The following is a 12,394-nucleotide window of genomic DNA, read 5'->3' as shown; positions in this document are numbered from 1 at the left end:
GATCTTTTGCGCTTTTGACTACACCACCTGTGGTTGAAAACAGGGTTCGGGTAGCCTTTCCAAAACTGTGCGGAGCCATGGATGGCGGAGCCCAAGCGTCACATGGATGTGCCGTAAGGAGCGTGTTTTGGAAAGGCTACCCGAACCCTGTCAACTCCGAAACTGGAAGGCATAGGAAATGCAGAACTCTGAAGCACTGAACGTACTGGGTGAAAAACTGGAAACCTGCGGCAACAACCCGAAAACCGGCTTCTATCGCGACGGCTGCTGCAACACCGGCCCCGATGACCTGGGCAACCACACCGTCTGCGCCATCGTCACCGCCGACTTCCTCGACTACTCCAAAGCCCAAGGCAACGACCTCTCCACCCCCAGACCCGAATTCGGCTTCCCCGGCCTCAAACCCGGCGACAGCTGGTGCCTCTGCGCCGGCCGCTGGCAACAAGCCTTCGAAGCCAACAGTGCCCCGCGGGTCAAACTGCGCGCCACCCACCAAAGAGCCCTTGAAGCTTGCGAACTGGCTGACCTAAAAGCCCATGCCGCGGATCTCAGCTGAATGACTGACACAAGCCGGGAGCATCCGACCGCAGACTGGCAAAGCCTGCAAGCCAGGCTCAGGACCATCGGCCACCGCCGCCTGATTCTGGTAGAGGGCTCGCAGGAAAACACCTGCACCTGGATGCACCGGCAACTGTCCCGGATGAATACCAGCCACAGCTTGTGGGTTGGCCGGGCCGAACACGCCGAAGCCGTGGGCCTGCCACACCTTCAGGCCAACCATTACCAGCAATGGCTGGGCCGGGAAACCAGCCTGCTGGTTTGGGACGGCTGGCAAGGCAATCCGCCAGATGCCTTTGCGGCACTGGCAGGCACGCTGCAGGCCGGAGGGTTACTGTTCTGGCTGGTGCCGCCCCTGGATCGGTGGCGTCACTACGGCGATCCGGATTATGTCCGCACCGGCCTTGATCAAGCCGAAGAGCATCCATTTGCCGCCAGGCTGGCGATGGTGATCGGTGGCGATGCCTCCATCGTCCGGGTACAGGCAGACGACTCAGGCTTGGCTAACTGGCCGGAATTGCCGGCACATACTGCCGGTTTCACCCCGCAAACCACCGATGAACAGCAACAACTGCTGCAACACCTGGTGCGGTTCGGCCAGGGCCGCCGCCGACGACCCCTGGTGATTACCGCCGACCGGGGCCGTGGCAAGTCTGCCGCCATGGGCATCGCTGCGGCCCGTCTGCTCCTGGCCGGTCGCGAGCAGGTGCTGGTGACGGCACCTTCCCGGGATAACGTGGATACCCTGTTCAGGCACGCAGTGCTCGAACTTGGCGAAGAACTGGCTGAGCAATCGGAATCGGAACTTGTGAGCCGTACAGGCCACCGCCTGAGCTACATGCCAGTGCCAGAGCTGCTTGCCGCCCGCCCGGCCGCCGAAGTGGTTCTGGTGGACGAAGCGGCCGGCCTGCCGGCGCACTGGTTACGCGACATACTATTGGGCTGGCCGAGGGTGGCTTTTGCCACCACGGTTCATGGCTATGAAGGCACAGGGCGTGGTTTTGCTATCCGGTTTCGCGAGATTCTCGACCGGGAAACGCCCCACTGGCGGGGAATCCCGTTACACCAGCCGGTACGCTGGGCTGGTGATGATCCTTTGGAACAGCTGGTGTTCAGGCTGTTTCTGTTGGCCGCCGAGGGTGCGGTAGAACCCGTGCCGGAGGTCGCTGACGTTGATATTCAGCCCTGGGTACCGGCTGACGCCAGCGAGCAGGAGCTGTCACAGGCTTTCGGTCTGCTGGTCGATGCTCACTACCGGACAACGCCGGCAGACTTGCGGCAATGGCTGGATGACCCCGGCGCGCAATCCTGGCGCGCAGTGTATCGGGGACAAACGGTGGGTGTGCTTTGGGGTACTGTGGAAGGTGGCATTGAAGCAGGGTTGGCCGAGCAGGTAGCGCAGGGCCGTCGCCGGTTGCGGGGCCACCTGCTGGCACAATCCCTGGCCAGCCATGGTGGCTTTCCGGAAGCGGCCAGCCTGAAAACCCTGAGAGTGGTCCGCATTGCAGTTGTGGAACAGGCCCGCCATCTGGGGATAGGTCGCCAACTGGTGGATGCTGCCGCCGCGGCTTGCCGCGGGCAGGGCCTGGACGCGATCGGTACCAGCTTTGGTGGCAACGACCCGTTGGTCAGATTCTGGCAGGCTTGTGATTTTCGGGTGGTTCGTCTGGGTTTGCGCCAGGAAGCGAGCACCGGCGAGTTTCCGGTGCAGATGATGCGCGGCCTGTCCGATGCCGGAGCCAGTCTGGAAACGCAACTGAGAACCCGGTTTGCCCGCCACTGGCAAGTGTTGGTTCCTCGCCACTGGTCGCAGCTTGAGCCGGTGCTGATGGGCACCCTGGGCGCAGACTTGCCGCCAGACACCGGCCCGGATAACAACGACCGGCGTGACCTGAACAGTTTTGCCCATGGTTATCGCGGGTTCGAGCTGAGCTTGCCGATGCTGCAAGCGGTAAGCGCCGCCCCGGGAGTGATGGCCTGGCTTTGCCAGCAACCGGACTTTCCGTTGTGGTGCCGGGCGGTGCTTCAGGGTTGGTCGTGGGCAGCACTGCAGGCTGCGTTACTGTGCAGCGGTCAGCGGGATGGTGAGCAGCGTCTCCGGGGGTTGGCCTGTCAACTTCTGCAAAACGGGCCCGAGTTGTGAACGGTTCGATTTAATTCTTGCCATCGGCTGCTCAGAATAGCTGCAAAAATCACACAAGAGATTGCTCATTATGGCCAGGGAAGCAGGCAAGGTTGTTCTTCTATTCGTCACCGTCACATTAGCGTTGCTGTCTGGCTGCGCGTCAACGGGCGCCGGAAAAGGTGCAGCCGACAATCCCGGAGATCCGGGCCAGCTAATGGCAGCGGTCAAGGCCGATGAAGACCGGGCAGTGCTCAACCTGCTGTCGCAGGGAGTCAGTCCGAATGTTCAGGCTGATGCCGGGGAAAGCCCGCTGATGGTGGCCTCAACTAACGGTAATCGCCGGATTGTGCGCCTGCTTCTGGCGGCGGGTGCAGATGTGAATGCCCGGGATGCCCGTGGTTATACTGCCGTTATTCACGCGGCGGAAAACGGCCACCTGGCGGTGGTCAGGGCCTTGCTGGCGGCCGGAGCCAATGTGAATGTCAGCCAGGACGGGCAATCCCTGTTGATGAAAGTGGTGGAAAGCGGCGACTTGCTGACCGCCGAAATGCTGCTGGCGGCTGGGGCCGATGTTCACTTCCGGAGCGCCGATGGTCGCACCGCCCTGGACCTGGCCCGGGCCAGTAACAACCAGGACCTGGAAATGTTGCTGGTCCAGGCGGGCGCTGCGCGGTAGCCGGGCCGGGTTAGTCCAGGCCCATCGGGTCGTCGGTATCATCCCACACCGGCTGAAAGTGCCGCTCGATAACGTCCTCAGGCACATCCGCTACCGACGGGTAGGACCACACCGGCGACCGGTCTTTATCGACCAGCAGCGCGCGAATGCCTTCCACCAGATCGGGGCGGCGCGTGCACTCCTGTGCCATTGCCAGCTCCATTCGGAAGATGTCCTTCAGCGACATCTGCTGACCTTTTTGCAGTTGGTGCCAAACCAGCCAGGCAGTGACCGGTGAACCCTGCCGGAGGGTTTGCTGACAGGCTTGCCACCAGGGGTCTTCATTGCGGGCAGACAGCAGTTGGTCCACCACGGCTGGCAGCTCATCGCCAGCACTCAGGCGCGCAATGGTCTGTTCGTGCTGCTCCAGGTGGCCGGCCGCCAGACTGCGATAGTCCAGCGCTTCAATCTGACTGAGCAGGCGGAACAGACGGTTGTCGTCTGCCGCCGCTTCACCGGTCCAGCGTTCGTCCTGTAGCCGAGAGAGCAGGGCGCTAGCCTGCTCAGGCTCGATAACCAGGTCGGCCAGGCCCACCCGAAGTGCGTCGCTGACGTTGAGCCGCGCTCCGGTCAGGCCCATGAACAGGCCCAGGCGCCCTGGCAGGCGGTTAAGGAACCAGCTGGCACCGACATCCGGAAACAGACCGATGCTGATCTCGGGCATGGCCAGGGTGACATCCGGGGTTACCAGGCGGTAGCGGCAGGCCGATAACAGGCCCAGCCCACCCCCCATGACAATGCCGTGTGCCAGGCCAATCACAGGCTTAGGGAAGCGGTGAACACTGTAATCCAGGCGGTATTCACTGGTAAAGAAGCGGGCCGGGGCCTCGGCGTCGCCTTGGCCTTTCAGGGCATCGTAGAGAGTACGGATGTTACCGCCGGCGCAGAATGCGCGGTCACCAGCCCCCCGTAGTACCACCAGGCAGATCCGATCGTCCTCGGCCCAGGCATCCAGGGCCTCCTGAGCCTGAATGATCATCTCTTCGGTCAGTGCATTCAGGGTATCGGGTGAATTCAGTGTCAGCAGGCCAATATGGCCTTCCCGGCAAGGGAGTTCCTGAACCTCTACAGGCATGAAGTGTCTCTCCGGCAATCACATTGTTCCGTTACAGGTCGCAGTTAGCGGTTTGTTCGTACTGTCCTTTACCCGGTCCGAGAGTAAAAGAGGACCATGGTCGCACGAATGTCCTTGATCTATCACAGATCTATCACATTTGAGGCAGGGGCCGCCTGTGCTATAAGTGAAACCTGAATTACTGTCCGGCATCATCGCCGGTGAGTGAACGTTAAAACGATGAGAGGGTGAACACAATGAATCTGAAGCACTTCGCAGTTGCTGGTCTGTTTGCGCTGGGCGCAGCCGCTCCGTTTGCGGCTGTTGCGGGCGATGCCGCTGCTGGCAAAGCCAAAGCTGCAGTCTGCGCCGCCTGCCACGGGCAAAACGGTATCTCCCAGATCCCGATGTACCCGAACTTGGCCGGTCAGAAAGAACAGTATTTGGTTGCTTCCATGAAGGCTTACAAGAACGGCCAGCGCCAGGGTGGTCAGGCTCCGGTGATGCAGGGTCAGGCTACTGGCCTGAGCGATGAAGACATCGCCAACCTGGCAGCCTACTACGCCAGCCTGCCGGCTGACGGCGGCAAGTAAGACTTTCTGCTCTGAAAGTGGTGCGGCTCAGGCCGCACCACTGACAATCCGGTAGCAGGGCCGATAGGCCGACGTGCCGGGCAGTTTCATCCGGTTCTGCTCCACAAACTGCTCCAGCATGGCCTCCAGGGGCCGGATTAGCGTCGGATCACCGGCGATCTCAAACGGACCCTTCTCCTGGATCTGCCGGATACCACTCTCTTTGACGTTCCCCGCCACAATGCCGCTGAAGGCCTTGCGCAGATTCGCTGCCAGCAGATGCACCGGCTGGTCTCGGTGCAGCTCCAGTGCCCGCATGTTGTCGTGATTCGGTTCAAACGGTAACTGAAACACCGGGTCGATCTTCAGCATCCAGTTGAAATAATAGGCATCCTGCATGGCGCGCCGGAAGGTTTCCACGTCTTTCATGCCCTGCTTCATGGTTTGTGCCACCCGGGCCGGGTCATCAATGATGATCTCGTATTTGTTGGCCGCCTCGTCGCCCAGGGCATTGCGGATGAACTTATCGATCATCTCGAAGTATTCGGCATTCTCCTTGCGCCCGGTGAAGACGACCGGGAAGGGCAGGTCGGCGTTGTCCGGGTGTAGCAGGATGCCCAGCAGGTACAGAATTTCTTCCGCAGTACCTACGCCACCCGGGAACACGATCACGCCGTGGCCGCAGCGGACAAAGGCCTCCAGGCGTTTTTCAATGTCTGGCATGATCACCAGCTCATTCACAATCGGGTTTGGAGCTTCGGCACCGATAATGCCTGGTTCGGTAATGCCGATGTAGCGGCCGTTCTTCACCCGTTGCTTGGCGTGGCCGATGGTGGCCCCCTTCATCGGCCCCTTCATGGCTCCCGGCCCGCAGCCGGTGCAGATGCTGAGCCCGCGCAGGCCGAGTTGATGGCCTACGTCTTTGCTGTACTGGTACTCATCGTGGCTGATGGAGTGGCCACCCCAGCACACTACCAGATCTGGCTGGCGACCGGCCTCCAGCACCCGGGCGTTGCGTAGGATATGGAACACCAGGTTGGTGATGTCTTCCGGGTTGTCCCGGCGGAAACCCGCGACGGTGTTGGGAATGGAATGGCTATATACGATGTCCCGCAACACTGAAAACAGGTGCTCACGGATTGCCCGCAGCATTTCGCCATCCACGAAGGCGTGGCCGGGCGCGTTGATCAATTCCAGCTTCAGGCCGCGGGGCTGGGGCACCAGGCGAACATCGAAATCGGCATGGGCCTCCATCAATTCCTTACAGTCGTCGGTTTCAACGCCGGTGTTGAGCACGGCCAGGGCGCACTGGCGGAACAGACGGTACAAACCACCCTCGCTCTTGTCCTTGAGCCGGTTGACCTCGTGGTTGGAGAGGATTTCGAGGCTGCCCTCCGGGGAAACCAGGGCATTCATGGTGGATTCGGTCATCGTTGATGGAGCTCCTGATGGTTTCGGCAATGACGGATTTTGAGCCACTCTGGCAAAAGGGTACACTAAGGCCTTTCTGCTTATTACGCTACCCGACGTTATTCCGATCAAAGACTTTTTTATGAAACTGCTTATTCGTCCCGCCCCGGAAGTGGCCATCAAGAGTAAACCCGTTCGCCAGCAGCAAATGCGCCAGTTGCGGCAGAATATTCGTAAGTTGCTGTCCCGGCTGGAACCTGAGATTCGGGTGGACGGCAGTTGGGACCGGGTGGATGTGGAGGTTCCCGATGACCGCAGCCTGGAGGGCCCGGTGATCGATGAGCTGACCCGTATACCGGGTATTTCGACCATCCAGGAAATCGGCGTCTTTCCCTTTGTCGACATGGACGACGTCGGCGAAAAGGCGGTGCAGGCCTACGCAGACCGCCTTGCGGGCAAAACCTTCGCCGTGCGGGCCCGGCGCCATGGCAGTCATTCGTTCCGGTCCATTGATCTTGAACGCTCAGTGGGTGCCGCATTGCTCCAGGCTTCGAACGCCCGGGGAGTTGACCTGAAGAATCCGGACCTGGAAGTGCGGATTGAGCTCAATGAGGAACAGTTCCATATCGCCCATCGCCGCCATGAGGGCCTTGGGGGCTATCCTCTGGGTACCGTGGAAACGGTGATGACCTTGGTGTCTGGCGGTTATGACTCCTCTGTTGCTGCCTACCTGATGATGCGCCGAGGTATCCGCAGCCACTTCCTGTTCTTCAATCTGGGCGGCACCGCCCATGAGGTGGGTGTGCGCCAGGTGGTGCATTACCTTTGGCAGCGGTATGGGGCCTCCCATGGCGTGAAGTTTATTTCGGTACCCTTTGAAGGTGTGGTGGCCGAGATCATGCAGTCAGTGAATCACCGGCATTGGGGTGTGGTACTTAAGCGCCAGATGCTCAAAGCCGCGGCGGAAATTGCCCGGGATTATACGGCTACCGGCCTGGTGATGGGCGATGCCGTCGCCCAGGTGTCCAGCCAGACCCTGACCAACCTGAACGTGGTTGACCGGGCCAGTGACGAAGTGGTGTTGCGCCCGCTGATTGCCATGGACAAGCAAGAAATCATCCGCATTGCCAAAGAAATTGGCACCGAGCCCTTCGCCCGGACCATGCCGGAGTACTGCGGGGTTATTTCCAGCAAGCCGGTTACCCGCGCCAAGCTGCACCGGGTTGAGGAAGAAGAAGCCAACATGAACCCGGAGGTGCTGGCGCAGGCCATTGCCAATCAGCAGGGCACCATGGTGAGCCAGTTGCTGGATACCATCACCACACCGGAAGAAGTGGAGTTGGTGCAGACCCCTGCGGTGGAAGACGTGATCATCGATGTGCGGCACCCGTCGGAGGAAGAACGTTCACCGCTGACACTGACCAACAATGAAATCCTGAAAATTCCGTTCTACGAACTCAACCAGCAGATGTCTGATCTGCCGGCCAACCGCCAGTACCTGCTGTACTGCGACCGGGGCACCATGAGCCGGATGCACGCCGGTCACCTGAAGGCGGAAGGGCATGGCAATGTGAAGGTTTACACGCCTGCGGCCTGAGTCAGCCCGCCAACCCCTTGAAAAACTGCTGGACATTCTCGCTGAGGGTGTCCAGGTCATACCCGCCTTCCTGCACCACCAGCGTCGGCAGGCCCAGCTGGCGGATGTGGGTGCTTAATCTGCAGAAGCCCTCGGATGTTACCGAGACCTTGGCCTGCGGGTCGTTTTTGTAGATATCAAAGCCCAGGGTCAGGATCAGTGCATCCGGCTGGTACAGCCGGATTGCGGCCAGGGCCTCCTCAACCTTGGCAAAGAAGTCGTCCTCGCTGGCGCCATGGGGCATCGGCATATTGATGTTGTAGCCGTAACCTTCGCCCTCGCCCCGTTCATCCTCAAAACCACTGACCACCGGATAGAAGTTGGTGGGGTCGCCGTGAATGGAGATGTACAGCACGTCGCTGCGGTCGTAGAAAATCTCCTGTATGCCCTGGCCGTGGTGCATATCGGTATCCAGGATGACAGTGCGCGGAAACCGGCTTTTCATATGCTCGGCGGCAATGGCCGCATTGTTCAGATAACAGAAGCCCCCTGCCGCGTCTTTGCGGGCATGGTGGCCTGGTGGGCGACACACCGCATAGGAGGTGCGTTCACCTGCAATCAGGGCATCCGCCGCGCCCAGGGCGGTCTGGGCCGACCAGTAGGCCGCTTTCCAGGTGTTTTCGCCAATCGGGCAACTGCCATCCGCCAGATAACAGGCCGCCTCAGCCAGTATGCCGCGCATGGCATTGGGCGAGCGCACGAAGATATTGGACATCACCTCATCGCCCCAGTCCTCGTTTTCCATCCATCGACGATGGGCAGACTCCAGGAAACGAAGGTAGCCCAGGTCGTGCACCTTTGATATCGGCGCCGCGCCCTGATCGGCCGGCTGAAGAACCGGAATCCCCATCGCCTTCAAGCCTTCCAGCATCTGGCTGGTGCGGTCGGGAACCTCCTGAGGCTGACGCATCTGGCCACGGGTGAAATACGTTTTGGGAATATGCAGATCCTGCGCCGGATGAAAAAATGCCTTCATTGAACCGCCTCCTCGGGAGTCTGGAAATACTCTTCCGAGTATAGGCAGTGACACTGAGGGGTCAACGAATCGCCGGCCGCGTTTTTTACACGCTGCCTTTACAGGCCGGCGATCAGCATCCACTATGAAAGACGTTCCAATACACCCGCGCCCCGTCGCACCCGGGCGCACCCAGGTTATTGAAGAGGAGCCGAAATGATCGAGTCACCACTGCTGAAAAACCTGACAGGCTACATCGGTGGGCGCTGGACCGACAGTGCCGGCGGCAACACCTTTGATGTGTTCAATCCAGCCACCGGCGAAGTGGTTGCCAAAGTGCCGTCCATGTCAGAGCAGGATGTGCTGGATGCCGTTGAGGCAGGCAAGTCTGCGCTCCGGCTCACCAACCCCTGGCCCATCGAGACCCGGCGCAAGTGGCTGGAAGACATTCGCGATGGTTTGAAAGAACATCGCGAGGAAATTGGCCGAATCCTGTGCATGGAGCACGGTAAGCCGTTGAAGGAAGCCCAGGGCGAGGTGGACTACGCTGCGGGTTTCTTCGATTACTGCGCCAAACACGTCAACGCCCTGGATGCCCATACCATCCCTGAGAAGCCCAAGGATTGCACCTGGACCGTTCATTACCGGCCTGTTGGTGTGACCGGGCTGATCGTGCCCTGGAATTTTCCCATTGGCATGATTGCCAAAAAGCTCTCGGCTGCCCTGGCGGCCGGCTGCCCGTCTGTGATCAAGCCGGCCAGTGAAACGCCGCTGACGATGGTGGCCTTCTTCAGCGTGATGGACAAGCTCGGGTTGCCGGATGGCATGGTCAATCTGGTCATGGGCAAGGCCAGCATGATCGGCAAGGTGCTGTGCGAGCACAAAGATGTGCCGATGCTCAGCTTTACCGGTTCCACCGAAGTGGGCCGCCGGTTGATTCTCGATACGGCGGAGCAGGTGAAAAAACTGGCGCTGGAGCTGGGCGGTAATGCACCGTTTATCGTCTTTGACGACGCCGACCTGGACGCCGCTGCTGACAACCTGATCGCCAACAAATTCCGTGGTGGCGGCCAGACCTGCGTGTGCGCCAACCGGATTTTCGTGCATGAAAAGGTCGCGGAAGCTTTTGGCCAGAAGCTGGCTGAGCGGGTTAACAAGATGACCGTTGGCGATGGCATGAAAGACGGGGTCGACATTGGCCCGCTGGTTAACCAGGCCGGTTTCGACAAGGTCAAACGCCACCTTGAAGATGCCCTGGAGAAAGGCGGCAAGCTGGTGGCCGGCAAGCAGCCGGCGGAGTTGGGCAAGGGTCTGTTTTTCCCGCCCACCGTGGTCATGGGCGTCAATCGGGATATGTGTTGTTACCAGGAAGAAACCTTCGGCCCGCTGGTGCCCATGGCTCTGTTCCGCACTGAGGAAGAAGTCATTGATGCCGGTAATGACACCGAGTTCGGCCTGGCGTCCTACGTGTTCACCGCCGATGCCGAGCGTGCCCAGCGAGTCGCCGCTGGCCTGCGCTTTGGCCACGTTGGCTGGAACACTGGAACCGGCCCCACGCCGGAAGCGCCTTTTGGTGGCATGAAAGCCTCCGGTATTGGCCGTGAAGGTGGTCTGGAAGGCCTGTTTGAGTTTGTGGAAGCGCAGACGGTGCCCAGAGGTTTCTGATCATCAACCTCAAAACGGCAAAAAGGCGAGCCTCGGCTCGCCTTTTTGCATTTCAGAGCCGGAGCTCAGGGCGTCAGGATCACCTTGACGCTGTCATCCACATCGGCGGAGTCGATGTAACCAATGGCACCGGGCGTGGAAGCGACCTGGGCTTTCATGGCGGAGGCATTGCCCGCTTCTTCCGGCGGTTGGCCACGGCCGGTGAACACCTGCTGAGACCAGAAGGCTTTCAGCTGGGCATCGTTACGGCCGGTGACCTTGCTGTGGAACTCGGCGCGGGTAGCGTCGCCTTCCGGCAGCTCGAAGGGGTTGGCACTTTGGCCATCCGGTAGCGCCTGACTGCGGTTCAGGTACAGATCACGAACTTGATTGGAACTGATGCTGTCCGGGCCACTCGGGTGACCAATAATCACCACATCTGCCAAGGCGAGGGGGCTGGCCATCAAGCAGGCCGCTAACAACAGGCTAAGCTTCTTCATGGGGCCTCCTTAAAACGCTGAGTCGATTTTCAGGGTGTAGACGTTGGTGCTGCTGGCGTTGCTTTCCAGCATGTAGGCGGTGTTCAGATTGCCAAAGCCCTTATCGAGCCCACGAACGTGGGTGATGTCTGCTTTGATGGCTACGCCCGGGGTGATGTCCCAGCGAGTACCAACGCTGTATTCATTGCGCTGGTAGTTGAGGATCGACTCCGGCACCACGCCAGGAATAAAGGCACCCGTGCGCTCGTTATCGTCCTTGCTCTCTGTCCAGCCTGTTGCAACATACGGCGTCCAGCTGCCGAAACGGTGACCAACAGACAAGTAAGCGGAGTCGGTATCGGCGAACTTGCCATCGACTTCTACCCGCGTGACTTCACCGATGATCAGCCAGCTGCCGTTGTCATAGCTCGCGCCCAGACCATAGAAGTTCCCTCGATCGCCGTCGGCGAGTTGGGTGATCCCAGCCGGTAATGTAATGCCGCTCTGTGCCGCCAGCGCGCCCAGTCGTGTCGCATCAATATCGGCTTCAGCCGTTGCTGCAACGCCCCGGATGGTCCACACATAGTCGGTCCAGCTCAGGTTCAGACCGGCTATGTTGCGCAGTTGCACATCACCCGAGTTACCGTCTTCGTCGGTAAAGCCGGTGAAGAAGTTGGCATTCAGTGAGGAGTTATCGAAGTTCCAGTTGTAGCTGGCATCGGCCCCCACATAGCTGGTGACAGCAATCGGGCCGTACACGCTCTGGGGCGGACGGGCCCAGGGCTGGGCGTAGCCGACTTCCAGGGAATCCGAGTACATGAAGAATGGAATGCGCATCTTGCCGGCGCGCAGCTGCAGGTTGTTGGTGGGACGGTGGCTCAGGTAGGCCCACTCGACTTCTGGCTCCCAATCATCGGCGCCGCGCCCAACCAGCTGCATCACAATCTGGCTTTTCTGGGTAACGTCAAAGGTACCCTGCAGGGCGAACAGGCTCAGGTCTTTGACTTCGGATTCTTCGGTGATGCCGGCGTAGCCTGCGTCGTTGCTGGCACGCGCGTAGCCGGTGCTGAAAAAGCCGTTAAACCGGACGCCGGTGTTGCGGGCCGAGTTCAGCTGCTGCTGCATGGCGTTCAGCTGTTGCTGCATGCGCTCCAGGGTTTGCTCGGTATCTTGTGCCATGACTGGCGTGGCGGCAATTGCCAACGCCAGGGGCGCGACGGAGAACAGTCTCTTCATCAGGTACATC

Annotated in this window: 11 protein-coding genes; 6 read left to right on the top strand and 5 right to left on the bottom strand. The window is 60.2% G+C overall.

Going from position 1 to position 12,394, the window contains the following annotated elements; genetic code table 11:
• Nucleotides 1–178: 178 nt before the first annotated feature.
• The 3 genes from J122_RS01925 (at nt 179) to J122_RS01915 (ending at nt 3,359) form a co-directional block, all read left to right on the top strand.
• On the top strand, nt 179–556 hold the full coding sequence (locus tag J122_RS01925) for a DUF2237 family protein (protein ID WP_061330896.1): 378 nt from the start codon (nt 179–181) through the stop codon (nt 554–556).
• Nucleotides 557–2,701, top strand: a complete 2,145-nt coding sequence (locus tag J122_RS01920) for a tRNA(Met) cytidine acetyltransferase TmcA (RefSeq protein WP_061330895.1) — start codon at nt 557–559, stop codon at nt 2,699–2,701. It abuts the gene before it with no gap.
• A 70-nt stretch (nt 2,702–2,771) separates the two neighbouring features.
• The gene (locus J122_RS01915) at nt 2,772–3,359 is read left to right on the top strand and encodes an ankyrin repeat domain-containing protein (RefSeq protein WP_061330894.1); all 588 of its coding nucleotides are present in this window, start codon (nt 2,772–2,774) and stop codon (nt 3,357–3,359) included.
• Between the two features lie 10 nt (nt 3,360–3,369).
• On the opposite strand, the gene J122_RS01910 is transcribed toward J122_RS01915, so the two are convergent.
• On the bottom strand, nt 3,370–4,473 hold the full coding sequence (locus J122_RS01910; RefSeq protein WP_061330893.1) for an enoyl-CoA hydratase/isomerase family protein: 1,104 nt from the start codon (nt 4,471–4,473) through the stop codon (nt 3,370–3,372).
• 236 nt (nt 4,474–4,709) lie between these two features.
• Here J122_RS01910 and J122_RS01905 point away from each other — a divergent pair, with 236 nt between their 5' ends.
• Entirely contained in the window at nt 4,710–5,045 is a 336-nt protein-coding gene (locus tag J122_RS01905) for a c-type cytochrome (protein ID WP_061330892.1), read from the top strand.
• A gap of 27 nt (nt 5,046–5,072) precedes the next feature.
• Here the strand turns inward: J122_RS01905 and ppnN are convergent, their stop codons facing one another.
• Entirely contained in the window at nt 5,073–6,455 is a 1,383-nt protein-coding gene (ppnN, locus tag J122_RS01900; protein ID WP_061330891.1) for a nucleotide 5'-monophosphate nucleosidase PpnN, read from the bottom strand.
• A 121-nt stretch (nt 6,456–6,576) separates the two neighbouring features.
• On the opposite strand from ppnN, the gene thiI reads away from it, so the two are divergent.
• The gene (gene thiI / locus J122_RS01895) at nt 6,577–8,031 is read left to right on the top strand and encodes a tRNA uracil 4-sulfurtransferase ThiI (RefSeq protein ID WP_061330890.1); all 1,455 of its coding nucleotides are present in this window, start codon (nt 6,577–6,579) and stop codon (nt 8,029–8,031) included.
• 1 nt (nt 8,032) lies between these two features.
• On the opposite strand, the gene J122_RS01890 is transcribed toward thiI, so the two are convergent.
• Nucleotides 8,033–9,046, bottom strand: a complete 1,014-nt coding sequence (locus J122_RS01890; protein ID WP_061330889.1) for a histone deacetylase family protein — start codon at nt 9,044–9,046, stop codon at nt 8,033–8,035.
• 195 nt (nt 9,047–9,241) lie between these two features.
• Between J122_RS01890 and J122_RS01885 the strand changes: the two genes are divergently transcribed.
• Nucleotides 9,242–10,690, top strand: coding sequence for an NAD-dependent succinate-semialdehyde dehydrogenase (locus J122_RS01885; RefSeq protein ID WP_061330888.1), 1,449 nt, complete (start codon nt 9,242–9,244; stop codon nt 10,688–10,690).
• Nucleotides 10,691–10,755: 65 nt separating this feature from the next.
• On the opposite strand, the gene J122_RS01880 is transcribed toward J122_RS01885, so the two are convergent.
• Both J122_RS01880 and J122_RS22610 read right to left on the bottom strand, forming a co-directional pair.
• On the bottom strand, nt 10,756–11,169 hold the full coding sequence (locus J122_RS01880; RefSeq protein ID WP_061330887.1) for a substrate-binding domain-containing protein: 414 nt from the start codon (nt 11,167–11,169) through the stop codon (nt 10,756–10,758).
• 9 nt (nt 11,170–11,178) lie between these two features.
• Nucleotides 11,179–12,384 carry a hypothetical protein gene (locus tag J122_RS22610; RefSeq protein ID WP_061330886.1) on the bottom strand — a complete coding sequence of 402 codons (1,206 nt, stop codon included), beginning with the start codon at nt 12,382–12,384 and terminating at the stop codon, nt 11,179–11,181.
• Nucleotides 12,385–12,394: the final 10 nt, after the last annotated feature.

This window comes from Marinobacter excellens LAMA 842, assembly GCF_001574445.1.
Lineage (GTDB): Bacteria > Pseudomonadota > Gammaproteobacteria > Pseudomonadales > Oleiphilaceae > Marinobacter > Marinobacter shengliensis.
The sequence above is the reverse complement of the archived record's forward strand: the minus strand, read 5'-3'. Positions and strand labels throughout refer to the sequence as shown.

Coding starts and splice junctions, on each gene's coding strand:
- J122_RS01920 (WP_061330895.1), top strand. CDS start 557: ATGACTGACACAAGCCGGGAGCATCCGACCGCAGACTGGCAAAGCCTG.
- J122_RS01880 (WP_061330887.1), bottom strand. CDS start 11,169: ATGAAGAAGCTTAGCCTGTTGTTAGCGGCCTGCTTGATGGCCAGCCCC.
- J122_RS22610 (WP_061330886.1), bottom strand. CDS start 12,384: ATGAAGAGACTGTTCTCCGTCGCGCCCCTGGCGTTGGCAATTGCCGCC.
- J122_RS01925 (WP_061330896.1), top strand. CDS start 179: ATGCAGAACTCTGAAGCACTGAACGTACTGGGTGAAAAACTGGAAACC.
- J122_RS01915 (WP_061330894.1), top strand. CDS start 2,772: ATGGCCAGGGAAGCAGGCAAGGTTGTTCTTCTATTCGTCACCGTCACA.
- thiI (WP_061330890.1), top strand. CDS start 6,577: ATGAAACTGCTTATTCGTCCCGCCCCGGAAGTGGCCATCAAGAGTAAA.
- ppnN (WP_061330891.1), bottom strand. CDS start 6,455: ATGACCGAATCCACCATGAATGCCCTGGTTTCCCCGGAGGGCAGCCTC.
- J122_RS01890 (WP_061330889.1), bottom strand. CDS start 9,046: ATGAAGGCATTTTTTCATCCGGCGCAGGATCTGCATATTCCCAAAACG.
- J122_RS01885 (WP_061330888.1), top strand. CDS start 9,242: ATGATCGAGTCACCACTGCTGAAAAACCTGACAGGCTACATCGGTGGG.
- J122_RS01910 (WP_061330893.1), bottom strand. CDS start 4,473: ATGCCTGTAGAGGTTCAGGAACTCCCTTGCCGGGAAGGCCATATTGGC.
- J122_RS01905 (WP_061330892.1), top strand. CDS start 4,710: ATGAATCTGAAGCACTTCGCAGTTGCTGGTCTGTTTGCGCTGGGCGCA.